The organism is Halorubrum amylolyticum, from assembly GCF_004114995.1.
Taxonomy (GTDB): domain Archaea; phylum Halobacteriota; class Halobacteria; order Halobacteriales; family Haloferacaceae; genus Halorubrum; species Halorubrum amylolyticum.
On record NZ_SDJP01000003.1, the window covers coordinates 237,281 to 259,374 of the forward strand.

At 69.5% G+C, this 22,094-nt stretch carries 23 protein-coding genes; 21 read left to right on the plus strand and 2 right to left on the minus strand.

What is annotated here, in order from left to right:
• Positions 1-43: 43 nt before the first annotated feature.
• The 3 genes from ESO89_RS05150 (at position 44) to ESO89_RS05160 (ending at position 4,213) form a co-directional block, all read left to right on the plus strand.
• Positions 44-1,612 carry a TrkH family potassium uptake protein gene (locus ESO89_RS05150; RefSeq protein WP_128904593.1) on the plus strand — a complete coding sequence of 523 codons (1,569 nt, stop codon included), beginning with the start codon at positions 44-46 and terminating at the stop codon, positions 1,610-1,612.
• A 221-nt stretch (positions 1,613-1,833) separates the two neighbouring features.
• Complete coding sequence (locus tag ESO89_RS05155) at positions 1,834-2,517, plus strand: potassium channel family protein (RefSeq protein ID WP_128904594.1); 684 nt, start codon at positions 1,834-1,836, stop codon at positions 2,515-2,517.
• Between the two features lies 1 nt (position 2,518).
• Positions 2,519-4,213 (plus strand): potassium transporter TrkG, encoded by a 1,695-nt coding sequence (locus ESO89_RS05160; protein ID WP_128904595.1) that lies wholly within the window; start codon positions 2,519-2,521, stop codon positions 4,211-4,213.
• 79 nt (positions 4,214-4,292) lie between these two features.
• On the opposite strand, the gene ESO89_RS05165 is transcribed toward ESO89_RS05160, so the two are convergent.
• A complete protein-coding gene (locus tag ESO89_RS05165) occupies positions 4,293-4,652 on the minus strand; it encodes a hypothetical protein (protein ID WP_128904596.1) in 360 nt (119 codons plus the stop codon).
• A 128-nt stretch (positions 4,653-4,780) separates the two neighbouring features.
• Between ESO89_RS05165 and ESO89_RS05170 the strand changes: the two genes are divergently transcribed.
• Complete coding sequence (locus ESO89_RS05170; RefSeq protein WP_128904597.1) at positions 4,781-6,481, plus strand: acyl-CoA mutase large subunit family protein; 1,701 nt, start codon at positions 4,781-4,783, stop codon at positions 6,479-6,481.
• A gap of 174 nt (positions 6,482-6,655) precedes the next feature.
• Here ESO89_RS05170 and ESO89_RS05175 read toward each other — a convergent pair whose 3' ends face one another.
• Positions 6,656-6,892 (minus strand): hypothetical protein, encoded by a 237-nt coding sequence (locus ESO89_RS05175; RefSeq protein ID WP_128904624.1) that lies wholly within the window; start codon positions 6,890-6,892, stop codon positions 6,656-6,658.
• Between the two features lie 112 nt (positions 6,893-7,004).
• Between ESO89_RS05175 and ESO89_RS05180 the strand changes: the two genes are divergently transcribed.
• The 17 genes from ESO89_RS05180 to ESO89_RS05260 form a co-directional block, all read left to right on the plus strand.
• Complete coding sequence (locus ESO89_RS05180; protein WP_128904598.1) at positions 7,005-7,808, plus strand: 4-phosphopantoate--beta-alanine ligase; 804 nt, start codon at positions 7,005-7,007, stop codon at positions 7,806-7,808.
• A gap of 57 nt (positions 7,809-7,865) precedes the next feature.
• The gene (locus ESO89_RS05185) at positions 7,866-8,315 is read left to right on the plus strand and encodes an Lrp/AsnC family transcriptional regulator (RefSeq protein ID WP_128904599.1); all 450 of its coding nucleotides are present in this window, start codon (positions 7,866-7,868) and stop codon (positions 8,313-8,315) included.
• 73 nt (positions 8,316-8,388) lie between these two features.
• Positions 8,389-9,543: a DUF63 family protein gene (locus ESO89_RS05190; RefSeq protein ID WP_128904600.1), complete on the plus strand. Its 1,155-nt coding sequence runs from the start codon at positions 8,389-8,391 to the stop codon at positions 9,541-9,543.
• A gap of 76 nt (positions 9,544-9,619) precedes the next feature.
• Positions 9,620-10,129 (plus strand): hypothetical protein, encoded by a 510-nt coding sequence (locus tag ESO89_RS05195; RefSeq protein ID WP_241686120.1) that lies wholly within the window; start codon positions 9,620-9,622, stop codon positions 10,127-10,129.
• 91 nt (positions 10,130-10,220) lie between these two features.
• Positions 10,221-11,390, plus strand: coding sequence for a bifunctional phosphopantothenoylcysteine decarboxylase/phosphopantothenate--cysteine ligase CoaBC (gene coaBC, locus ESO89_RS05200; protein WP_128904601.1), 1,170 nt, complete (start codon positions 10,221-10,223; stop codon positions 11,388-11,390).
• Between the two features lie 164 nt (positions 11,391-11,554).
• On the plus strand, positions 11,555-12,868 hold the full coding sequence (locus ESO89_RS05205) for a monovalent cation/H+ antiporter subunit E (RefSeq protein ID WP_241686122.1): 1,314 nt from the start codon (positions 11,555-11,557) through the stop codon (positions 12,866-12,868).
• Positions 12,865-13,170: a cation:proton antiporter gene (locus tag ESO89_RS05210; protein ID WP_004050115.1), complete on the plus strand. Its 306-nt coding sequence runs from the start codon at positions 12,865-12,867 to the stop codon at positions 13,168-13,170. The genes ESO89_RS05205 and ESO89_RS05210 overlap by 4 nt, the downstream gene beginning before the upstream one ends.
• On the plus strand, positions 13,170-13,496 hold the full coding sequence (mnhG, locus tag ESO89_RS05215; protein ID WP_128904602.1) for a monovalent cation/H(+) antiporter subunit G: 327 nt from the start codon (positions 13,170-13,172) through the stop codon (positions 13,494-13,496). The genes ESO89_RS05210 and mnhG overlap by 1 nt, the downstream gene beginning before the upstream one ends.
• Entirely contained in the window at positions 13,493-14,062 is a 570-nt protein-coding gene (locus ESO89_RS05220; RefSeq protein ID WP_128904603.1) for a DUF4040 domain-containing protein, read from the plus strand. The genes mnhG and ESO89_RS05220 overlap by 4 nt, the downstream gene beginning before the upstream one ends.
• Positions 14,059-14,754: an MnhB domain-containing protein gene (locus ESO89_RS05225; RefSeq protein ID WP_128904604.1), complete on the plus strand. Its 696-nt coding sequence runs from the start codon at positions 14,059-14,061 to the stop codon at positions 14,752-14,754. Before ESO89_RS05220 ends, ESO89_RS05225 begins: the two co-directional genes overlap by 4 nt.
• Positions 14,751-15,329, plus strand: a complete 579-nt coding sequence (locus ESO89_RS05230) for a cation:proton antiporter subunit C (RefSeq protein WP_128904605.1) — start codon at positions 14,751-14,753, stop codon at positions 15,327-15,329. Before ESO89_RS05225 ends, ESO89_RS05230 begins: the two co-directional genes overlap by 4 nt.
• Positions 15,322-17,022 (plus strand): proton-conducting transporter transmembrane domain-containing protein, encoded by a 1,701-nt coding sequence (locus ESO89_RS05235; protein WP_128904606.1) that lies wholly within the window; start codon positions 15,322-15,324, stop codon positions 17,020-17,022. The genes ESO89_RS05230 and ESO89_RS05235 overlap by 8 nt, the downstream gene beginning before the upstream one ends.
• The gene (locus ESO89_RS05240; protein WP_128904607.1) at positions 17,019-19,235 is read left to right on the plus strand and encodes a proton-conducting transporter transmembrane domain-containing protein; all 2,217 of its coding nucleotides are present in this window, start codon (positions 17,019-17,021) and stop codon (positions 19,233-19,235) included. Before ESO89_RS05235 ends, ESO89_RS05240 begins: the two co-directional genes overlap by 4 nt.
• Positions 19,232-21,019, plus strand: coding sequence for a Na(+)/H(+) antiporter subunit D (locus tag ESO89_RS05245; RefSeq protein ID WP_128904608.1), 1,788 nt, complete (start codon positions 19,232-19,234; stop codon positions 21,017-21,019). The genes ESO89_RS05240 and ESO89_RS05245 overlap by 4 nt, the downstream gene beginning before the upstream one ends.
• 114 nt (positions 21,020-21,133) lie before the next feature.
• The gene (locus tag ESO89_RS05250) at positions 21,134-21,406 is read left to right on the plus strand and encodes a DUF2249 domain-containing protein (RefSeq protein WP_128904609.1); all 273 of its coding nucleotides are present in this window, start codon (positions 21,134-21,136) and stop codon (positions 21,404-21,406) included.
• A gap of 232 nt (positions 21,407-21,638) precedes the next feature.
• Positions 21,639-21,860 (plus strand): DUF2249 domain-containing protein, encoded by a 222-nt coding sequence (locus ESO89_RS05255; RefSeq protein ID WP_128904610.1) that lies wholly within the window; start codon positions 21,639-21,641, stop codon positions 21,858-21,860.
• Positions 21,861-21,972: 112 nt separating this feature from the next.
• Positions 21,973-22,094, plus strand: a 122-nt coding sequence (locus ESO89_RS05260) for a twin-arginine translocation signal domain-containing protein (RefSeq protein WP_206731726.1), incomplete at its 3' end; no start/stop codon positions are given.

Genomic DNA, 22,094 nt, shown 5'->3' on the forward strand with positions numbered 1-22,094 from the left:
TTTAATACACCGAACGAGCGACTCCCGTATCGATCGAGTAACTATGTCGTGGGGCGTCAACTGGAAGGCGAGCGTGGGGCTTCTCGGGGTCGGGATCAAGTACCTCGCCGTCACGATGCTGGTGCCGCTGGTCGTGGCGCTCGCGTACGGGGAGGACATCTGGGTGTTCCTCGTCTCGATGGCGCTCGTGGCGGGCGTCGGGTTCGCCGTCGAGCGGGTCGACCCGGACCCCGACCTCGGGCCGCGCGAGGCGCTGCTCTTCGTCTCGCTCGCGTGGCTCGCCGCCGCGGTCATCGGCACCATCCCGTACCTGCTCGCCGGCTACGGCACGGCGTCGACGGTCGGGCTCCACGCCGGGTCGATCGGCGCGCTCACGGAGTCGATCGTCAACGCGCTGTTCGAGTCGATGAGCGGGTTCACGACCACCGGTGCAACTCTCCTCGGCGAGATCAGCACGGATCGGCACTCGCACGCCCTGTTAATGTGGCGCCAGCTCACGCAGTGGCTCGGCGGGATGGGGATCATCGTCCTGATGATCGCCATCCTCCCGGAGGTGGCGGTCAACGGCGCTCAGCTGATGGAGTCGGAGGCGCCCGGGCCGGAGCTCCAGAAGCTCACGCCGAAGATCGCCGAGACGGCGCGCGCGCTCTGGCTCATCTACTTCGGGTTCACCGTGGTGTACATCGCGATCCTCTACGGGCTCCATGTCTTCGGGATGGCGCCGAACATGGACCTGTACAACGCGGTGGCCCACGGCTTCACCACCCTCCCCACCGGCGGGTTCTCGCCGAAAGCCGACAGCATCGCGGCGTTCTCGGCCGCCGTCCAGTGGGTCGTCATCCCCTTCATGGTCGTCGCGGGCGTGAACTTCGCGCTGTTCTGGCACGTGTTGCGCGGCGAGGCCGAGATCATGCTGAAGAACGCGGAGTTTCGCGCGTACGCCGGCTCGATCGCGGTCGTGACCGCCGTCCTCGCCGTGTTGCTGTTCCGCGGCTCGGCCCCCGCAATCGAGTTGGGCGGCGCGATGCAGGGGGTTACCGAGAACTCGCTCCGGCAGGCCACGTTCCAAGTCAGTTCGCTCCTGAACTCCACCGGCTACGCGACCGCCGACTTCGCGCAGTGGGACACCCACGCGCAGATCCTGCTCATGTTCGCGATGTTCATCGGCGGGTCCGCCGGTTCGACCGGCGGCGGGGTCAAGATCGTGCGGTGGCTCATCGTCGGGAAGGCGATCCGGCGAGAGCTGTTCACCTCCGCCCATCCGGATGTCGTGCAGCCGATCCGTCTCAGCGGGAGCGTCGTCGACGAGGACGCGATCCGCGGCATCATGGCGTTCACGATCCTGTACCTCGTTCTGTTCGGGGTCTCGGCGGTGTTCCTGTCGCTGGACGCCGCGCGGATCGGGATCCAGCTGACGATGCTGGAGTCGACGAGCGCGTCGCTCGCGACGATCGGCAACATCGGGCCGGGCTTCGGTCGGCTCGGGCCGTTCGGGAGCTACCTCTTTTTCCCCGACACGTCGAAGCTGCTGATGGTGTTCCTGATGTGGATCGGCCGGCTGGAGATCGTCCCGGTGCTCGCGGTGTTCATCTCGGCGATCGACAGTCGTTGACGCTTGACGGCCACAGTGTTACCGACGGTCAATTCCGTTATACACCGTCTCGGACGCGTTAATTCCAGTAATCCGGAGAACGCATCTTCTTAGCTGATGGGTGCCGGTACCGTCGTCCTCCCGGGCGTCGCCCTCAACGCCGACGGCCACGGCCTCGGGGATTCCCCGCGCTCCGGCACGGAGCGGTAGCCTTTCGGTGGTCGCTTCTGAAACGCCGTCACATGTATCTGATCGTCGTGGGCGCGGGCGACATCGGGACGCCGCTCGTCGAACTCGCGACCGAGAGCGGGAACGAGGTCGTCGTCATCGAGCGCGACGAGGGGCGGGCGGAGCGCGCGTCGAGACAGTACGACTGTCTCGTTCTCAACGACGACGCGACCTCGAAGGAGACGCTGCAGGACGCCGGCGCCGACCGCGCCGACGCGCTCATCTCGACGACGGATCAGGACGCGACGAACATCATGGTCTGTCTGCTGGCACAGGAGCTGTCGGTCCCGAACATCGTGTCCGTCGTCCACAACCCCGATCACATGAGCGTGTTCGAACAGATCGGCGTCAACACGATGCAGAACCCGCAGAGCCTGATCGCGGAGTACCTGTATCGCGCGGTGAGCCGCCCGTCTGTCGTCGACTTCATGCACATCGGCGAGGAGGCGGAGGTGTTCGAGATCACCGTGGGGGCCGACGCGCCGATCGCCGGGAAGACGCTGCGCGAGGCCGACGAGGCGGACCTCATGAGCGGACAGACGCTGATCGTCGCCGTCGAGCGCGACGGGGAGGGAACGCCGATAACCCCTCGCGGGAACACGCGGATCGAGGCGGGCGACCTGCTCACGGTGTACTCGGGAGAGGGGGCGACCCCCGAGGTGACGGACGTGTTCGGCCACCCGGAGGACCACGACTGAGATGGCCGGACGGAACGAGAGCCGAGTTTCGAGCGATCTGGCGATCATCGGTCGTGACATCGGCTCGCTCCTCCTGATGGAGGCCGGACTGATGACCGTCTCGGTCGTCGTCGCCCTCGGATTCGCCGAGCTTCACGCCGCGCTCGGGTTCCTCGTCGCGGGCGGGATGACGGCCCTCGTCGGCGGACTCGCTAATCGCCGGTTCGCCGACGCCCCGAAGCCGAAGATGAAACACGGCATGGTGATCGCCGCCGGCGGGTGGCTCATGGTCGCCTGCTTCGGCGCCCTCCCGCTGTTCCTCACGGCGTGGGTGACGCCGCCGGCCGCCATGGACGCGTTCGTTCCCGCCGCGGCGGACACGTCGTCGTGGGAGTCGATCCGCGTCGGCGGGACCGCCACGCTCTCCAGTCTCGCCTACTTCCGCGACCCGCTACACGCCCTCTTCGAGAGCATGAGCGGCTGGACCGGAAGCGGTCTGACGATGGCGGTCCACGAGCCGTCGCTGCCGCGGGCGGTGCAGTGGTGGCGGTCGTTCATTCAGTGGGTCGGCGGCGTCGGCGTCATCGTTCTCACCGTCTCCATCCTCGCGCGCCCCGGAAGCGGAAGCTACGCGCTCTACCGGAGCGAGGCCCGCGAGCGGAAGATCCACCCGAGCGTCGTCTCGACGGTCCGGACGGTCTGGAAGCTCGTGGTCGCGTACACCCTGTTGGCGTTCGCGACGCTGTTCGTCGCGATCCGCGCGAGCGGGAGCACGTACGCCGAGTCGCTGTCGCTCGGAGAGACCGCGTGGCAGGCCCTCAACCACGCGATGACGGGCCTCACGACCGGCGGGTTCTCCGTCACGGACAACTCGATCGCGACGTACGGCTCGCCGCTGGTCGAGGCCGCGCTGCTGCCGATAATGATCCTCGGTGCGATCGCGTTCCCGGTCCACTACGTCGTGCTCAGTGATCGGAGCGCGCGGGAGCTAGCCGGGGACCTCCAGACCCGGTGGCTGTTCGCCCTGCTCGGAGCCGGCGTCCTCGCGCTCTCGCTACAGAACGTCGCGTCCGTCTCGACGGCCTCCGGCGCGTTCGCGACGCGGTCGTTCCTTCCGCTTTCCGTGCCGGTGTTCGACGCGGCGCAGCTCGACGCGGTGCGGGACTCGACGTTCCAGTGGATCAGCGCCCTGACCTGCACCGGCTTCCAGTCGGCACCGATCGGTCGCTGGCTCGCCGGCGCGAAAGTGATGGTCGTCGGCGCGATGGTGCTCGGCGGCGCGGCCGGGTCCACGGTCGGCGGCATCAAGATCGTCCGCGGCTACACGGTCGCGCGCGGCATCGCGTGGCAGTTCTCCCGGGTGTTTCTGCCGAAAAGCGCCGTCGTCACCGCCCATATCGGCGATCGGACGTTAGACCGCGAGACGATGGAACGGGAGTTCGGAGAGGCCGCCATCGTCACCCTGCTGTGGATCGTCGCGCTCGTCGCGGGGAGCCTCGTCCTGATCAACGTCGCCGGCCCGGAGTTCGGCTACGCCGACGCGCTGTTCGAGGTTGCGAGCGCCCAGGGGAACGTGGGGCTCTCGTCGGGGATCACCGGACCGTCGATGTCGCCGCTGGCCGAGGGGATGTTCGTCCTCAACATGTGGATCGGCCGGCTGGAGATCATCCCGGTACTCGTGTTCGCCCGGGCCGCGCTGTACGGCCTGAATCCGTGATAGTGATTCGGCGTCTTTCGACACCGTCAATGAAACTATTCGCAGTAATCACTATGAGACCGGCGGCCGGCCACCGGGGTCAGTCGTCGTCCTCGGTGTTCACGCGGCCTACGAACGACCAGTGGACCTCGTGGGTCCCGTCGGGGAGGGGCTCGTCGGTGACGTGGTAGAGGTACGGACCGTGCGGACAGTCGTCACAGTCCTCCTCGCAGAAGTGCTGTTTCACGACCGCGGTGTACCCCTCGTGTTCGGTGACGCGGAGGATGTTGTCGCCGGGTTCCGGATCGATCGGGAACTCCGTCGTCTCGTGAAACTGGAGCAGTTCCTGAGCGAAGACGATCGCGTTGCGGAGTTCGTCGGGCGGTGACTCCTCCAAGTCGGCGGCGATTCGATCGGACAGACCTTCCGGCGGTTCGGGAGTCCGCGAGGGGTCGGTCATGGGTACGCGTTCGCTCCGCGAGCATTTAACAGGTCCGCGGGTGGTAGGGCTCCGAGAAAAGCGGACGCAGCCCACTCCCGCCCAAAATATAATGAATATTTATGCTTAACGGGCGGGTACCCGAAGATATGTACGACGACGAGGAACTCTCCGAGATCCGCGAGGCCAAGGAGTCGTGGGAAGCGGAGACGCTCGGTCCGGCCCTCGACCGGCACGGCGAGCGGAAGGACCGGTTCGCGACGGTCTCGAACCGCGAGGTCGAGCGCCTGTACACCCCCGAAGACGTGGCTGACATCGACTACGCCGACGATCTGGGGTTTCCGGGCGAGGAGCCGTACACCCGGGGCGTCTATCCGACGATGCACCGCGGGCGGACGTGGACGATGCGGCAGTTCGCCGGCTTCGGCACCGCGGAGGAGACGAACGAGCGGTTCCACTACCTGATCGACGAGGGGCAGACCGGGCTCTCGACGGCCTTCGACATGCCCTCGCTGATGGGGCTCGACTCCGACGACCCGATGTCGCTCGGCGAGGTCGGCAAGGAGGGCGTCGCCGTCGACACGCTCCGGGACATGGAGGTGCTGTTCGACGGCATCGACGTGGGCGAGGTCTCGACCTCTTTCACGATCAACCCGAGCGCGCCCGTGATCTACGCGATGTACGTCGCCATCGCGGACCAGCAGGGCGTCCCGCGCGAGGAGCTTCGCGGCACCCTCCAGAACGACATGCTCAAGGAGTTCATCGCGCAGAAGGAGTGGGTGGTCCCGCCGGAGCCTTCGCTCGATCTCGTGACGGACACGATCGAGTTCGCGGTCGCGGAGACCCCCAAGTTCAAGCCGGTCTCGGTGTCGGGATACCACATCCGCGAGGCCGGCTCGACGGCGGTTCAGGAGCTCGCGTTCACCCTCGCCGACGGGTTCGCGTACGTCGAGGACTGCCTCGACCGCGGGCTCGACGTCGACGCGTTCGCCCCGCAGCTTTCCTTTTTCTTCAACTCGCACAACTCCATCTTCGAGGAGGTGGCGAAGTTCCGCGCCGCCCGCCGGATCTACGCCCGGGTCATGGACGAGTGGTACGGCGCGGAGGCCGACGCCTCGAAGCAGCTCAAGTTCCACACCCAGACCGCGGGCCAGTCGCTGACGGCCCAGCAACCCCTCAACAACGTCGTCCGCGTCACGATACAGGCGCTGGCGGGCGTGCTCGGCGGCACCCAGAGCCTCCACACCAACTCCTTCGACGAGGCGCTGGCGCTGCCCTCCGAGCGCGCGGTCCGAGTGGCGCTCCGCACCCAGCAGATCATCGCCGAGGAGTCGGGCGCGGCCGACATCGTCGACCCCCTCGGCGGCTCGTTCGCGGTGGAGACGCTCACCGACGAGGTCGAGGCGGAGGCCATGGCGTACATCGAGGAGATCCGGGACATGGGCGACGGCGCCGTCCGCGACGGCGTGCTCCGCGGGATCGAGGAGGGGTACTTCCACCGCGAGATCCAGGAGGCCTCCTACGAGTACCAAGAGCGCGTCGACAGCGGCGAGGAGACCGTGGTCGGTGTCAACGCCTATCAAGTCGAGGCGGACACGGAGCCCGACCTGCTCCGCGTCGACGAGACGACCCGCGAGCGCCAGCTGGACCGGCTCGAATCGGTGAAGGCGGAGCGCGACGACGAGGCGGTCGAGGCCGCGCTCGACGACCTCCGCGAGGCGGTCGACGCCGACGAGAACGTGTTGCCCGCGATCGTCACGGCGGTGAAGGAGTACGCGACAATGGGCGAGATCATGGCGGTGTTCGAGGCGGAGTACGGGACCTACCGCGAGCGGATCGGCGTGGCGTAACGCGGAAAACGGACGCGGAGTCCGGGAGTGTCGACCGAATCACGACGACGCGCCGACGGCGTTTCACGCGGAGGAGCCGACCGGGGGGCGAGCCGACCGCGCGGGGGGGACGACCGGGCGTGACCGGACGGGAGAGCCGACGGGGACCGGGAGAGACGGGACGAGTCGGCCGGATCAGAGGCCGTCGATCGCGCGAGCGGACTCCGCGCACCACGCGTTGCCCCGGCGCCCGGTCGATCGCAGTTCGAGTTCGACGACGGAACCGCTGTCGAGGTCCGACAGCTCCGCTTCCACCTCGGGGTCGTCGTACTCGACGACGTGCAGCGTCTCGTTTCGGGGATATTCGCGGAGCGTAACCGCCCCGTGGTCGTTACACGCCTTGACGACGGTGTACTTCCCGGTACGATTCATCACATCGTGACAATACGTGTCGGTAGGGTATAACCTTTATGTGGTTTGTTACCATGGGAGAACAACCGCGGTGGAACGGGGGCTTTTACTCCGACCGTCGCCAGATCACGTTATGACGGAGACGGAGATCCCCGAGGACCACCCGCGTTACGCCTCGCTCGTGACGCGTCACCGGATCGAGGCGGGCGTGGAGCAGGGGATCACCTCGAAGCAGGGGCTCATCGCGCAGGGCCGCGGCGAGGCGTTCGACTACCTCCTCGGCGAGCGGACGCTCCCGAGCGCTGACGCCGCCGCGCGCGCCGCCGCGGCGACGCTCCTCGCGGCCGATCATCCGGTGCTCTCGGTGAACGGTAACGTCGCGGCGCTGGCGCCCGCGGAGACGGTCGAGCTGGCCGAGGCGGTCGACGCCGACGTCGAGGTGAACCTCTTCAACCACACCGACGAGCGCGTCCGCCGGATCGCCGACCACCTCCGCGATCACGGCGCGGACGAGGTGAAGGGTCTGGCCGGCGACGGCGAGATCCCCGGACTGGACCACGCCCGCGGCGTCGTCGACGCCGACGGGATCGCGGCGGCCGACGTGGTCGTCGTCCCGCTCGAGGACGGGGACCGCGCCGAGGCGCTCGACGCGATGGGGAAAACCGAGATCGTGATCGACCTGAATCCGGGCAGCCGGTCGCCCCGTACCGCCGACATCCCGATCATCGACAATCTGATCCGGGCGGTGCCGAACGTCACGGCCCACGCGCGCGAGCTGGCCGACGCCTCTCCCGCGGCGCGTCGCGACGCGATCGACTCGTTCGACGCCGCCGAGGCGCTCGCCGGCGCGGAGGCCGCCATCCGCGACGGATCGTTCGAGACGCCCGACGACGAGGACTCGAACGACGAGATACGCGACGACACGTCCGCTCGCTGACGAATCCGGCGTTGTCGGCGTCGGAAGTGCAAAGTCGGCTGAGAGCGTATGGCACGCATGGAGCTCGACGAGACGGACCGCGAGATCCTCCGGATTCTACAGGAGGACGCCCGGACGCCGTTCTCGGAGGTCGCGCGCCGCATCGACATGTCCAGCGCGACCGTCCACGACCGGGTGAACCGCATGGAGGAGGCGGGGGTCATCGAGGGGTACCACGCGTCGATCGACCCCAAGGCGGTCGGCTACGGCGTCGGCGCCTTCGTCGGCCTCCGCGTCGAACAGGGGCGCGAGGAGGACGCCTTAGAGCGGCTCCGCGAGATCGACGGCGTCCGCGAGATCCATCTGACCACCGGCGAGTGGGACGTGATCCTCAAGGTCGTCGCGGCCGACACGGACAGCCTCCGCGAGCTGATGTTCAAGCGCGTCGCGGAGATGGAGGGGTTCTCCCGGTCGCAGACGATGATCATCCTCGGCACCGACTATCAGTCGGACGGGCCGCCGGTCTGACCCCCGCCCTCGGCGAGCGGCGCGACGGCGCGGGACCGGAACCCTCAATTCGGGGACTCCCCCAACGGAGAGCATGAGCACACGGGTCGAGGAGCGGTTCGGGCTGTCGCCGGAACGCGCGTGGGCGGCGGTCGTCGGCGCCGTCGCGGCGCTGCTCGCGGTCGGGTCCGTCGTCTTCCCGCGGATCGTGTACGACCGGTTCCTCTGGCGGTACTTCTGGGGGCCGGTCGCGGCCGACGGACAGGGCGCGCAGTGCGCCGTCCGCGACGCGGGCGGGACCGAGCTGCTCGGGAGTTCGTCAGCGTGTTCGGCGGCCGTCGAGGCCGGCGAGGTCGTCGCGTTCCCGGGGTACACCACATTCTCGACCGTGAGCTACGTCGTCATCTTACTGGCGATGCTGATCGGCGTGGTCTTCCTCCTCCGCCGGCTGGAGATCGGAACCGAGCTGCGGTTCTTCTACGCGCTGTTCCCGTTCATGCTGCTCGGCGGCGCCCTCCGCACCGTCGAGGACTCGGGGGTCGCCGCGATGCGGGCCGGCGTGGAGCCGCTGATCCCGTTCCCGGCGAGCGCGCTACTCATCAGCCCGTTCATCTACTTCACCGTCTTCGGCGTGACGCTCGCGTGCGTCCTTGCGGCGTACTCGCTCGAAGGCCGGGGCGTGGTCGACGACTACGCCCGCCCCCTGTTCGCGATGGGCGCCGTCGCGCTCGCGGCCGCGTTCGGCTACCTCTCGTACCTCTCGGCCGCGACCGACTACGTCCAGTTCTACCCGATCGTCCTCGCGTTGACGCTGGGGATCGCGACCGCGGCGACCGCGGTCACGTGGAAGCTCGCGACCGCGTTCGCGCCCGAGGTCCGACAGGGGACCGGCGTCGCGGGGATCGTCATCATCTGGGGCCACGCGATAGACGGCGTCGCCAACGTGATCGGGCTCAACTGGATGCCGGCGCTGACGGGGACGGCGAACCTCGTCCCGAAACACGTCGTCAACGAGCTGATCGTCGACTGGACCGGTCGCCTGCTCCCGCAGTCGATCGTCTCGGTCACGGGCGACGCGTGGCCGTTCCTGCTGGTGAAGCTCGTGGCGGCGACGTTCGTCGTCTGGGTGTTCAACGGCGAGCTGTTCGAGGAGTCGCCGCGCTACACGCTGCTGTTGCTCATCACGGTGCTCGCGGTCGGGCTCGGTCCAGGGAGCCGTGACATGCTGCGCGCGACGTTCGGGATCTGAGATCGCTCGGGACGGGCTCACCCGCGCCCGGAACACGCGACGGAAGCGACAAGTGCGGGGGGCGACGAGCGGGGCCATGGTGAACGCTCCACGACGACGCGTGCTGGCGGCCGCGGCGACCGGATCGACGCTCTCGCTGGCCGGCTGTGGATCGCTCGGGTCCGGTGGCGACGCGGGGTCCGACGGCGCGGCACAGACCGACGGGACGAACGGGACCAGCGACGAGGGCGGCGACGGCGACGCGGCCGCGACCGTCGCGGTCGACATCCAAGAGGACCTCCAGGCGACGCGGGCGGAGGTCCAGAGTCGGCTTCAGGAGGGCAACATCAGTCGTGAGGAAGCGCAGACCGAGATCCGCGAGGCCCAACTCGACCTCCTCGACGAGGCCGTCTCCGCCGTCGAGGCGTACGCCGCCGACACCGCCGGGCTCGCCGTCAGTCGGACGAACGGGCGCGCGGGGGCCGTCCTCGTCTCCGGTGACCCGGCCGCGGTGCTCGGTGTGCTCGACGCCGAGGGCGTGACGGCGCTGCTCTCGCCGGACGACTTCCCCGAACCGCAGGACGACGCGGCGAACGCCTCGGCCTGACGGACGCGGAGGGGAGTTCCGGACGCCCCGGCGCGCGCGTCGGTTCCGCAACGACACCTTATAAGCCGTCGGGGCGGGAACCCTCCCGGTAATGCTACAGGGGGTCAACGTCGCGCTCGGCGTCTCGGGGAGCATCGCGGCGGTGAAGGTCGTCGAACTCGCCCACGAGCTGCGGCGTCAGGGAGCGAGCGTCCGCGCCGTCATGTCCCCGGCGGCGACGAACATCGTCCACCCGTGGGCGGTCGACTTCGCGACCGACGAGCCCGTCGTCACCGAGATCACCGGCGACGTCGAACACGTAGAGCTGTGCGGCCGAGACGGGTGGGCCGACGCGCTCCTGCTCGCGCCCGCGACCGCGAACACCGCGGGGAAGGTCGCGGCCGCGATCGACGACACCCCGGTCACCACCTGCGCGACGACCGCGCTCGGCGCGGACGTGCCGGTCGTGATGGCGCCCGCCATGCACGAGCCGATGTACGACCACCCGGGCGTCCTCGACGCGCTCGACCGGCTGGAGGCGTGGGGCGTGCGGTTCGCCGACCCCCGGGTCGAGGAGGGGAAGGCGAAGATCGCCGCGGAAGAGGACATCGTGACCGAGGTCGCCCACGCGACCACGCCGCCGTCGCTTACGGGGACCCACGTCGTCGTCACCGCGGGCGCGACGAAAGAGCGGATCGACCCGATCCGGATCTTAACGAACCGGGCGTCGGGGAAGACGGGCCGAGCGGTCGCCCGGGCGCTGTACGTCCGGGGCGCGACCGTGACGCTGGTGCAGGACGGCCCGGCGGTCCCCTACGCCGACGTGGTCGCGGTCGAGACCGCGACGGAGATGATGGGGGCGTGCCGCCGGACCGCCGCCACCGCCGACGCGCTGGTCTCCGCGGCGGCCATCTCCGATTTCACCGCCGACGCGGTCGACGAGAAGATCCGGTCCGGGTCGCCGCTGTCGGTCGATCTGGAGCCGACGCCGAAGCTGATCGACTCGGTGCGTGAGGCGTACCCGGACCTCCCGATCGTCGGGTTCAAAGCGGAGACGTCCGGCGACGACGCGGCGATGGTCGCCGAGGCCGAGCGGATTCGCGACCGGGTCGGGCTCGCGTTCGTCGTCGCCAACGACGCGAGCGTGATGGGCGACGACGAGACCCGCGTCCTCCTCGTCGGCGACGAGGGCACCGAGCCGGTGGAGGCCGTCGGTTCGAAGGACGCCGTCGCCGGCCGGATCGCCGACAGGCTGGCGGCGGCGCTCGGCCGCTCGGAGTGAGGGTCCCGGGGACGGACGGCGGGGTCGATCCCCGACGGCGGCCCCTCGTTCGCCCCGAAACCGTCGCGGATACAAACTGTTTTGAGTCGGTAGAGAAAGGATCGGGACAGAGATACACATGTGCATAGAGACGGCGAACCGCGGTTCCGTCGGAGGTGTGGTGGGTGGCTGACACCGACGCCGGCGGCGATACCGCCGACAGCGACCCCGGCGACCCCGGCGACCCCGGCGACCCCGGCGACGACGCGGAGCGCGACTCTCCGTCTGCGCCGGTCGGGGGGCTCGTCGTCCCCGTGGAGCCCACGCCGACCCTGCGGGCGACGATAACCCACGCGGTAGAGACGGCGGTCGACGGGGGGTTCTCGACGATCCACCTCGTGGAGATCGCGTCGTGGCGGAACGGCGACCCCGGCGTCGCGGACCGCGCGGCGGCGGCCGAACGGGTCCTCGAACGCGCCGAGGCGTGGGCGACCTCCGACCTCGACGACATCGACGGGGAGCACGATCCGGTGACGGTCGTGACGGAGCTCATCGGCGCCGACGAGTACCTGTTCGGCCCCGACGACTACGTCCGAGTGCTCGCCGCCTACGCGGAGGAGCACGGCGCCGGCGCGGTGCTGCTCGACCCGGAGTACTCGCCCGTCGGCAACACCACCCTGCTCCAGCCGCTGGAGTTCGCGCTGTCGAACACCTCGCTGACGGTCGAGACGGCGCCGGTGACGCGGCCGACCCGGCGCGAACGGCTCCGGAGCGACGCGACCGGGAAGCGGTTCGTCGCGATGTTCGGGCTCTCGCTGGCCTTCTACCTCGTGCTCGGCGATCCCCTCTACTGGTTCGACTGGGCGACCGGGATCGCGACCGCAGCGATCGTCTCGATCACCCTCTCGCGGGTCAGCATCGACATCGAACCGGCGGTCCCGCGGACCCCGATGCGGGTGTTTCGCGGCGTGATCTACGTTCCGGTCCTCCTCTTCGAGATCGTCAAGGCGAACGTCGAGGTCGCCCGAGTGATACTGGACCCGCGGCTCCCGATCGAGCCGACGATGAACCGGATGCGCGTGATCGTCGGCAGCGGGCTCCCGCTGATGACGCTCGCGAACTCGATCACGCTGACGCCGGGGACGCTGACGGTCCGCGCCCGCGACAGCGACCTGTACGTCCACTCGCTCATCCCGTCGGCCCGCGACGGGCTCTTCGACGGGTCTCTGGAGCGCTGGACGCGGTTCGTCTACTACGGACGGGCGTCGGCCCGGCTCCCGACCCCCCGCGAGCGCGACGACTGCGCGATCTTGCAGGGGCCGGACGCGACCGAGGAGCTGCCGATCGCCGCGGCCGACGGCGGTGCCGCGACTACAGCGGTAGACGGCTCGCCGACCGAACGCGACGATGAGGACCGCAAGGACCGCAAGGACCGCAAGGACCGCAAGGACCGCAAGGACCGCAAGGACCGCGGGGCGGCGGAGGTGACCGACGAATGAGTGTCGTCGACGCCGCGCTCGTCGCCGGCTACACGGTCGGCGACTTCCTGCTCCTCGCGGCCGCGGGCTTCACCGTGCTCGCGATCGGGATGCTCTACCGGGCCGTGAAGGGGCCGACGATGCAGGACCGGGTGCTCGCGGTGAACGTCCTCGGGACGAACACCGTCGTCATCCTCGCCATCCTGAGCGCCGCGCTCTCCGAGCCGACGTTCCTCGACATCGCCCTGGTGTACGCGCTGTTGAACTTCCTGATGGCCATCGCCATCTCGAAGTTCACCGTCGAGCGGGGTGGTGTGCTGTGATGGACGCGCTCGGAACCGTCCGCGTGGCGCTCGTCGTCGCGTTCACGCTGCTCGGGCTGTTCTTCACGTTCGTCTCGATGACGGGCGTCCTCCGGCTCCCGGACGTGTACTCGCGGGCGCACACCGCCTCGCAGGCGGACACGCTCGGCGCCGGCTTCGGGCTGGCCGCGGTCGCGCTCGCGATCGGCTGGGAGGTGGCCGGGGTGAAGAGCGTGCTCCTGCTGTTCTTCATCTTCGTGACGAACCCGACGGCGGCCCACGGGATCGCCCGGGCCGCCTTCGAGGAGGGGATCGTTCCGTGGACCGAGGAGGACGAGCGCCGATGACGGGCCTCGCCGCCCCGGTCGTCGCGCAGGTCACCGCGATCGAGGCGAGCCTGCTCGCGTTCGTCGTGCTCACCGCGCTCGCGACCGCGCTCGCCCGCGACGTGCTCGCGGCGGTCATCGTCTTCGGGGCGTACAGCCTCGGGATGGCCGCGCTCTACACGTTCTACCGCGCGCCCGACGTGGCGCTGACGGAGGCCGCGATATCCGCGGGCGTGACGACCGTCCTGCTGCTGTTGACGCTCGCAAAGACGACCCGGATCGACCACGAGGCCGCCTTCGAGTCGGTGAACCTCCCGGCCGCGGGAGCGACCGGCTTCCTGTTCGCCGGGTTCCTGCTCACGATGGGCGACATCCCGGCGGTCGGGTCGCCCGACGCGCCGGTCTGGTCGAACCCGGACGTGAGCCAGTGGTACCTCGCGGAGACGTACGCGCAGACCCACGTCGAGAACACCGTGATGGCCGTGCTGGCGGCGTTCCGGGGATTCGACACCTTCGGCGAGGCGGTCGTCGTCTTCGCCGGCGGGATCGCGGCGCTGATCGTGCTCCACCGGGAGGTGTTCGCATGAGCGACGCCGTCGACGACACCGACATGACCGACGCAGCCACCGACGCACGCTCCGACGACCCGTCCGACGCCTCGGCGGGCGACCGGGAAGCCGCCGACTCCGACCTCCCGCCGCACCGCGCCGTCCCCCGGTCGGGGCGGCTCGACTCCGAGGAGCGGCAGGGGGCGCCCTACACGGAGAGTCAGGTGATCATGCCGACCGTGAAGGTGGTCGCGCCGTTCGCGTTCACGTACGGCCTCTTCATCACCTTCCACGGGAGCGGCTCGCCCGGCGGCGGGTTCCAGGGCGGCGCGATCATGGCCGCCGTGGTGTTCATGATCGCGTTCGCGTTCGGCATCGAGTCGACGCGCGACTGGCTCGCGAACACCGTCGTCGTCGCGTTCGCGGTCGGCGGCGCGCTCGCGTTCGCCGGCATCGGGCTCGTCCCGGTCGCGCTCGGCGGGGCGTTCCTCCAGTACGACCTGCTGCCGATCCCGATCCTCAACCCGGTCAAGTACGGGATGGAGGGCGTGGAGGTCGTCGGGATCGCCCCCATCGTGAGCGGCGTGCTCATGGGGCTGTTCTTCCTGCTCGCGAACGGGTTCAGCTCCGAAGGCGACGGGTTCGGAAACGGCTCGCTCGACGAGGACGGCTCGCTCGACGAGGGCGGTCCCCTCGAAGAGGACGCGGCCGACGCCGGAGGTGACCGATGACGAACGTCGCCCCCGACGCCGCGACCGGCGTCGCCTCCGCCGTCGCGTCCGTCCTCGCGTCGGGTACCGCGACCGCCTCGGCGCTCGACGTGTTGACGACGAGACACGCGTACGTCGCGTTCGCGCTGCTGTTGTGTATCGGACTCTATATGATGATCGCCAATCCCAACCTCGTGAAGAAGATAATCGGCCTCAACCTGTTCCAGACGGCGATATTCCTGCTGTTCATCACCTCGGCGTACGTCGAGGGCGGCGCGATCCCGATCGTTGCCGAAGGGGCGGCCGAGACGGAGACGTTCGTCAGCCCGCTCCCGCACGTGATCGTGCTCACCGCCATCGTCGTCGGCGTGAGCCTCACCGCGGTTGGGCTCGCGCTCTGTATCCGGATCTACGACGAGTACGGGACGCTCCGCACCGACGTGCTTCGAGAGCTGCTTCGGGACGAGGGATCGCTCCCCGAACGACCGTCCGGCGGCGGGGCCGGCACCGAGGGACGCGCCGGCGGACACGCCGGCTTCGACGGCGCTCCGACCGACGACTCCGCGGTCGCCGACGGGGGTGGGACCGATGAGTGACGTGCTCCTCCCGGTCGCCATCGCCGTCCCGCTCGTCGCGGCGACGCTCCCGCTCGCGCTCGGGCTGAAGTACGACGACGCGGGCTGGTCGGTGGCGGCGGTCGCGACGACCGCCCTGACCGGGATCGCGGCCGCGATCGGCGTCGAGGTGGCCCGCGGCGGGGCGCTCTCGCACGCACTCGGAACGTACGAGCCCCCGATCGGGATCGAGCTGGTGGCCGACGAGCTGTCGGTCGCGGTGCTCGCGTTGGTCGCCGTCGTCTCGCTGGCGACGCTCGCGTTCGCGCGGGTGGCCGGCCCGCGGGGCAACTCGTTTTACAGCGGGTACCTGCTCCTGGTCGGCGGACTCACCGGGCTCGTGCTCACGGGCGACCTGTTCAACATGTTCGTCTTCCTGGAGATCGTCGGGATCTCGACGTACGCGCTCATCGCGGCCGACCGGTCCGGGGCGAGCGCGTACGCCTCGCTGAAGTACCTCGTGGTGGGGACGGTCGGCGCCTCGTTATACCTGCTCGGCGTCGGCTACGCCTTCCTCGCGACGGGGACGCTGAACATGCTCGACATGCAGGCGCAGATCGTCGCGCAGGCGAGCTACGCCGACCCGCTGATCCGGGCGAGCTACGCGCTGATCGTCGCGGGACTCGGGCTGAAGATCGCCGTGTTCCCGATCCACGCGTGGCAGCCGGACGCGTACCAGCGCGCGCCGGACGCGGTGACGACGATCGTCGCCGCGCTCGTGTCGACCGCGAGCGCGTACGCGCTGATTCGGGTGTCGTACACCGTCTTCACCGTCGACTTCCTCGCGGCCAACGACGCGATTACGACGGGCATGCTGATCGTCGCCGGCGCGTCGATCCTCGCGGGCTCGGCGCTCGCGGCGATGCAGTCCGACCTCAAGCGGATGTTCGCGTACTCCTCGGTCGCCCAGTTCGGGATGATCGTCGCCGCGGTCGCGCTCGCGAACGAGACCGCGCTGCTCGGCGGGATCGTCCACCTCGTCGGCCACGGGTTGCTGAAGTTCGGGCTGTTCCTCGGGATCGGCCTTCTGGGGCTCGGCTACGGCGCCCGCGAGCTCGACGACCTCGCGAGCGCCGCCCGCTCCGCGCCGTACACGGCCGGGGCGGTCGCGCTGCTCGGGCTCGGGCTCGTCGGACTCCCGCCGTCGATCGGCTTCCTCGGGAAGTGGTACATCGGCGTCGGCGCGGTGGAGGCGAGCATGGACGGCGGCGGGGCCGCCGGAATCGGGATCGCGGCCGTGATCTTCGTCAGCACGCTGTTCACGCTGTCGTACGTCGCCCGGGTGATAGAGCGGTTCTACTTCGCCGGCGTCGGGCTCTCGGACGGTCACGGCGCGGGCGACCACGGCGACGGGCACGACGGCGACCACGGCGACGGGCACGACGGCGGGCACGCCGAAGGCGGTCACGACGACGGCCACAACGCCGGCGTCGCGGCCGACGGCGGTCGCGAGTCGCCGTCCGCGGAGGCCGCCGACGCCCTGATCGGCGGCGACGATGACGGTCCCCTCACGCCCGTCGAGGGGGCGCCCCGGTCGCGGTTCGTGCCGGACCGCGTGCCCCCGGCGTCGCTCGCGATCCTGATCCTCGCGGCGCTGGCGACGGTCGCGCTCGGCTTCGCGGGCTACGCGCTGTTCGAGTGGTTCGGTCCGTATCTCACGGAGGTGTTCGCATGACTGACGTTCCAATCACAGATCTACGTCCCCTACTGGCGGTCCTCGTCTCGTTCGTCGCGGCGTTCTTCATCGTCGCGTCGTACCGTTCCCCGAACGTGCGCGAGGGGTGGACGATCGCGGCGGCGGTCGCGAAGTTCGCGATCGTCGCATCGATGCTCCCGGCCGTGCTCGACGGCGCCGTCTTCGAGTGGTCGCTCGGCGCGTTCCTGCCCGGCGGCATCGAGTTCGTCCTGCGCGCTGACGCGCTCGGGATGCTGTTCGCGTTCCTCGCGAGCGGGCTGTGGATCGTCACCTCGTTCTACAGCATCGGCTACATGCGCGGCAACGACGAGGTCAACCAGACCCGGTACTTCGCCGCGTTCGCGGTGTCGCTGTCGGCGACGATGGGGATCGCGTTCGCGGGCAACCTCGTGACGATCTTCGTGTTCTACGAGATCCTCTCGATCGCGACGTACCCGCTCGTCGCCCACGACGAGACCGACGAGGCCCGCGCTGCGGGCCGGAAGTACCTCGCGTACACGATGTTCGGCGGGGGGGTGCTCGTGCTCGCCGGGACCGCGCTCGTCTACCTGATCGCCGGCAACGTCTCGTTCACGGCCGGCGGCATTCAGGAGCTGGCGAACGCCGACCCCGGCCTCGCGATGCTCGCCTTCTTCCTGCTCGCGATCGGGTTCGGCGTGAAGGCCGGCATCATGCCGCTGCACCAGTGGCTCCCCGAGGCGATGGTCGCGCCGACGCCCGTCTCCGGACTCCTCCACGCGGTGGCGGTCGTCAAGTCCGGCGCGTTCGGCGTCTCGCGGGTCGTCCTCGACGTGTTCGGCCCCGAGCTCGTGTTCGACCTCTCGCTCCCGTTCGGCTTCTCGGCCGGGCTCGTGCTGTCGACCATCGGGGCGATCACGCTGACCGCGGCCTCGATCATCGCGCTGCGGAAGGACCACCTGAAACAGCGGCTCGCCTACTCGACGGTGAGCCAGCTGAGTTATATCATCCTCGGGCTCGGGCTGTTCGGCTGGTACGGACTCGTCGGCGCGCTGCTGCACATCCCGGCGCACGCGTTCATGAAGCTCACCCTGTTCTTCTGCGCGGGGAACCTCCACGTCTCCACGCACACCGACTACATCTCCGAGATGGCGGGGATCGGCAAGCGGATGCCCCTGACGATGGGGGCCTTCACCGTCGCCTCGCTCGGGATGGCGGGGATTCCGCTGCTCGCCGGCTTCGTCAGCAAGTACTACATGCTGATCGGCGGGATTCGGATGGGGGCTCAGCTGACCCCGATCGCCTACTACCTCGTCGGGGCGCTGCTGCTCTCGGGCGTCCTCAACATCGCGTACTTCTGGCCGGTGATCTACACCGCCTTCTTCGAGGCGGAGGACGCCCACGACGCGAAGCCGCTCGTCGACTTCCGGATGGGCGGCGAGTCGCGGTCGACGTTGCCGGCGACCGATGGGGGCCGCGCAGGTGACGACGCGGCGACGGACGGGGGCCGCGCAGGTGACGACGCGGCGACGGACGGGGGCCGCGCAGGTGACGACGCGGCGACGGATGGAGGTCATCCCGAGGATGACGGCGATAGCGACGATACTGCAGACGACGAGACCGACATCGACGAGGTCGTCGAGAGCGCCGAGGACGGCTCGGCGGTCGACGCCGGGGACGCCGGTTCCGCGGCCGACGGTCCCGAGGTGCCGGACGACTCGGACATCCCCGACGCGGAGATGGACGACCTTCCGACCGACGAGGACGGGGTCGTCCGCCCGGACTTTGACACGAGCGACCGGGACTTCTCCGAGCCCGCGGAGCGCGTCGACACCGGCGACTACGCGGTCGACGCGCGACCCTCGGACGCCGACGTGCCGTTCGGCGTGGGGCGCCGCGACGACGGTGACGAACGCGAACGCGATCACGCGGACCGTGGCGATCACGACACCCGCGACGACCGCGACGACACGGGACATGACGACAGCGCGGACCGCGCCGCAGACCACGACGACCGCGGCCACGCCGGGGGACCGCCCGCGGGCGGCTGGGAGCACGTCGCCGGGCTCGACGCCCTCCGCGGGCGCGAGTCGACGTGGTTCATGCTCGGTCCGATCCTCACCGCGATGGCCCTCGCGGTGCTGCTCGGCGTGATCCCCTACGAGATGGGCTTCCTGGAGCTGATCGAGCTCATCGTCGACACGCGGCTCCCCGCGGGGGTGATGCGGCCGTGAACCCGATACTCACGTCGGTGCCGCCGTACGTGCTGCTCGCGGTCGCCGCGCTCGCCGTGCTCGCGCTCCCGCGCCGGTCCGGTCACGCGGCGGCCGCGCTGGCGACCGCGTTCACGTTTGTCCAGGCCGTCCTGCTCGGCGACGGCGGCACCGGGACGTACCTCGCGACGCAGTTCCTCGGCTTCGACGTGGTGTGGTTCAACGTCGACCAGTTCTCGCTGTTGATGGGGGTCGTCGTCGGCTTCCTCGCGACCGCGGCGGTGCTGTACGCGTACGGCACCGAGGCGCCGACGTGGGTGACCGCGTTCGCGCTGATCTACGTCGCCTCGACGGTCGGGACGATCTACGCCGGCGACTGGCTCACCCTGATCTTCTTCTGGGAGCTGATGGCCGTCACCTCGACGCTGCTGGTGTGGCAGTACGGCGGCGCGGCGGTCCGGGCCGGCTACCGCTACGCGCTGTTCCACGGGATCGGCGGGACGTTCTTCCTCGGCGCGGTCGTCGTCCACGGCGCGTCGATGCTCGGCAGCGTGCCGACCGGCGAGATCTTCCTGTTCTCGTCGACGACCGGGATTCACGCCTCCGCGACGCTGCTCGCGGCGATCGGGATCGGCGTCAACTGCGGGTTCATCTTCCTGCATACGTGGCTGCCGGACACCTACCCGCGCCCGCACGTTGCGGCGTCGGTGTTCCTCTCGGTGTTCACGACGAAGACCGCGGCGTACGTGATGTACCGCGCGTTCCCGGAGGGGGGCATGTGGCTCGCGTACCTCGGCGGATTCATGGCGGTGTACGGCGCGTTCTTCGCGCTACTGCAGTACGACCCGCGCCGCCTCCTGTCGTACCACATTCAGGCGCAGGTCGGCTACATGCTCGCCGGCTTCGGCCTCGCGACGTACGTCGGCGACTTCGCGGTCACCGGCGGGTTCGCCCACCTGTTCAACAACGTCCTCTACAAGAGCCTGCTGTTCATGGCGGTCGGCGTCGTGATCTACCGCACCGGCGTCGAGGACATCAGGGACATGGGCGGACTGTGGCGGGTGATGCCGGTCACCTTCCTGCTGTACGTCGTCGGTGCGGCGTCGATTACCGCCGTTCCGGGCTTCAACGGGTTCATCTCGAAGGGGATGGTGATCGACTCCGCTCACGAGGTCCACAACTTCGAGCTGCTGTTCGGGGAGGGGCTGCTCTGGTGGCTGCTCATCCTCGGCGGCGTGGGGACGTTCATGTCGTTCATCAAGCTCGGCTACTACGTGTTCTTCCACGGCTCCGCGACGCTGTCGCCGAAGGACGCGACGCGGTTCCAGACCGCCGGGATGGTGCTCGCTGGCGGCGCGTGCGTCTTCTTCGGTACGCCGCTCACCTACGGCTCCCTCGTCGAGCTGATGCCGTTCACCGCGGAGGTCGCGCCGGAACTGCACCCCTACAGCGCGAGCCACCTGACCGAGTCGGCGTGGCTGATGGGGGCCGGGTTCGTCGGCTTCTTCGCGCTGAAGCGCCCGCTCGGCTGGCTCGCCCACCGGATGCCCGACGCCGACGCCGTGACGTACCCCGCCGCGTTCTACCTCGCTCGCGGGTCGATCTGGGGCGTCACCGAGCTGTGGGCCGCCGTCGACCGCGCGGTGATGAACGCGATCGCGGCCGTCGAGTGGACCGCGATGAACCCGCGGGAGGCGCTCGGGCGCGCGGGCGTCGACGTCGAGATCCGGACCGGCATCGGCCGAAGCGTGCTCATCCTGACGCTCGCCGCGGGGGTCGCGCTGTTCGTGTTCGTGCTCGGATAGCGCCCTCGGCGGCGACGCGGAACGCAGCGCGACGCGAAGCTGCCGCACCGGGGGCGCGGCGTCCCGAACACGTTCGGAACAAACTACGCGAGGGTGGAGTACCGATCGACGCGTATGCCACCTGAGACGACCGTCCTCGAACGAACGGACGCGCCGACGGACCGGCCGGTCGAGACACTCGACGTCCGGACCCTCGGCCCGCCGGAGCCGCTCCAGCGGACGCTCGAACTCCTCGCCGACCTCCCGGACGATGTCGTGCTCGTCCAGCATAACGACCGCGCGCCGCAGTTCCTCTATCCGAAGCTCGACGACCGCGGCTACGCTCACGCGACGGTCGAGACCGACGACGCCGTCGTCACGGCGATCTGGACGGCGGAAGACGACTGATGGCGAGGGCCGCCACCGGGTGAGACCGTCGGCGGGTGAGACCGTTGGCAGGTGAGACCGTCGGCGGGTGAGACGGCCGACAGGAGGAGTCGCCGACGGCGGGACCGACGACGGGTGAGCGCACGATAAACCGGCCAGCCGGCCGGTCCCGATCTCCTGGTTCGACCACGCCGCGGCCGGCGAACATGTTCCCGCCAACGACCATGCGGAAACCGCTCGTACCGTCGCGGTGATGACAGAGGCCGACGCCGTTCTCGACGTGCGCGACCGAGACGATCCGCCGTTCCCGGTCATCAGCGACGCGCTCGACGACCTCAGTCCGGGCGAGTCCCTCCTCCTCGTCAACGGCTTCGAGCCGGAGCCGCTCTACGACGTGCTCGCCGACCGGGGGTTCGATCACGAGACCGAGCGCGTCGACGACGACGAGTGGCACGTCACGATCGAACGCGAGTGAGCGTGATCGGTGTCGTCCTTTTTATACTCCGGACCAAATAGTTCGGCGCCCTGTCCCGTGGCTCGGGAATCCCCGCCGAATGTATTCCCCCTACTACCCTACGTCGAGTCACATGACCCGACGCACACTCGACCGGCGAACGTTCGTTCAGACGACCGCCGCGGTCGGCGCCACCGTAGCGCTCGCCGGCTGTGGCGGCAGCAGCGGCGACGGCGGCAGCGGCGGCAGCGGCGG

What these genes read in the sequence shown, in the direction of transcription:
- mnhG (WP_128904602.1), top strand. Translation starts at nt 13,170, where the DNA reads ATGGACGCGCTCGGAACCGTCCGCGTGGCGCTCGTCGTCGCGTTCACG.
- ESO89_RS05190 (WP_128904600.1), top strand. Translation starts at nt 8,389, where the DNA reads ATGAGCACACGGGTCGAGGAGCGGTTCGGGCTGTCGCCGGAACGCGCG.
- ESO89_RS05225 (WP_128904604.1), top strand. Translation starts at nt 14,059, where the DNA reads ATGAGCGACGCCGTCGACGACACCGACATGACCGACGCAGCCACCGAC.
- ESO89_RS05250 (WP_128904609.1), top strand. Translation starts at nt 21,134, where the DNA reads ATGCCACCTGAGACGACCGTCCTCGAACGAACGGACGCGCCGACGGAC.
- ESO89_RS05155 (WP_128904594.1), top strand. Translation starts at nt 1,834, where the DNA reads ATGTATCTGATCGTCGTGGGCGCGGGCGACATCGGGACGCCGCTCGTC.
- ESO89_RS05230 (WP_128904605.1), top strand. Translation starts at nt 14,751, where the DNA reads ATGACGAACGTCGCCCCCGACGCCGCGACCGGCGTCGCCTCCGCCGTC.
- ESO89_RS05220 (WP_128904603.1), top strand. Translation starts at nt 13,493, where the DNA reads ATGACGGGCCTCGCCGCCCCGGTCGTCGCGCAGGTCACCGCGATCGAG.
- ESO89_RS05255 (WP_128904610.1), top strand. Translation starts at nt 21,639, where the DNA reads ATGACAGAGGCCGACGCCGTTCTCGACGTGCGCGACCGAGACGATCCG.
- ESO89_RS05160 (WP_128904595.1), top strand. Translation starts at nt 2,519, where the DNA reads ATGGCCGGACGGAACGAGAGCCGAGTTTCGAGCGATCTGGCGATCATC.
- ESO89_RS05195 (WP_241686120.1), top strand. Translation starts at nt 9,620, where the DNA reads ATGGTGAACGCTCCACGACGACGCGTGCTGGCGGCCGCGGCGACCGGA.
- ESO89_RS05165 (WP_128904596.1), bottom strand. Translation starts at nt 4,652, where the DNA reads ATGACCGACCCCTCGCGGACTCCCGAACCGCCGGAAGGTCTGTCCGAT.
- ESO89_RS05150 (WP_128904593.1), top strand. Translation starts at nt 44, where the DNA reads ATGTCGTGGGGCGTCAACTGGAAGGCGAGCGTGGGGCTTCTCGGGGTC.
- ESO89_RS05170 (WP_128904597.1), top strand. Translation starts at nt 4,781, where the DNA reads ATGTACGACGACGAGGAACTCTCCGAGATCCGCGAGGCCAAGGAGTCG.
- ESO89_RS05210 (WP_004050115.1), top strand. Translation starts at nt 12,865, where the DNA reads ATGAGTGTCGTCGACGCCGCGCTCGTCGCCGGCTACACGGTCGGCGAC.
- ESO89_RS05185 (WP_128904599.1), top strand. Translation starts at nt 7,866, where the DNA reads ATGGAGCTCGACGAGACGGACCGCGAGATCCTCCGGATTCTACAGGAG.
- ESO89_RS05240 (WP_128904607.1), top strand. Translation starts at nt 17,019, where the DNA reads ATGACTGACGTTCCAATCACAGATCTACGTCCCCTACTGGCGGTCCTC.
- ESO89_RS05235 (WP_128904606.1), top strand. Translation starts at nt 15,322, where the DNA reads ATGAGTGACGTGCTCCTCCCGGTCGCCATCGCCGTCCCGCTCGTCGCG.
- coaBC (WP_128904601.1), top strand. Translation starts at nt 10,221, where the DNA reads ATGCTACAGGGGGTCAACGTCGCGCTCGGCGTCTCGGGGAGCATCGCG.
- ESO89_RS05175 (WP_128904624.1), bottom strand. Translation starts at nt 6,892, where the DNA reads ATGAATCGTACCGGGAAGTACACCGTCGTCAAGGCGTGTAACGACCAC.
- ESO89_RS05180 (WP_128904598.1), top strand. Translation starts at nt 7,005, where the DNA reads ATGACGGAGACGGAGATCCCCGAGGACCACCCGCGTTACGCCTCGCTC.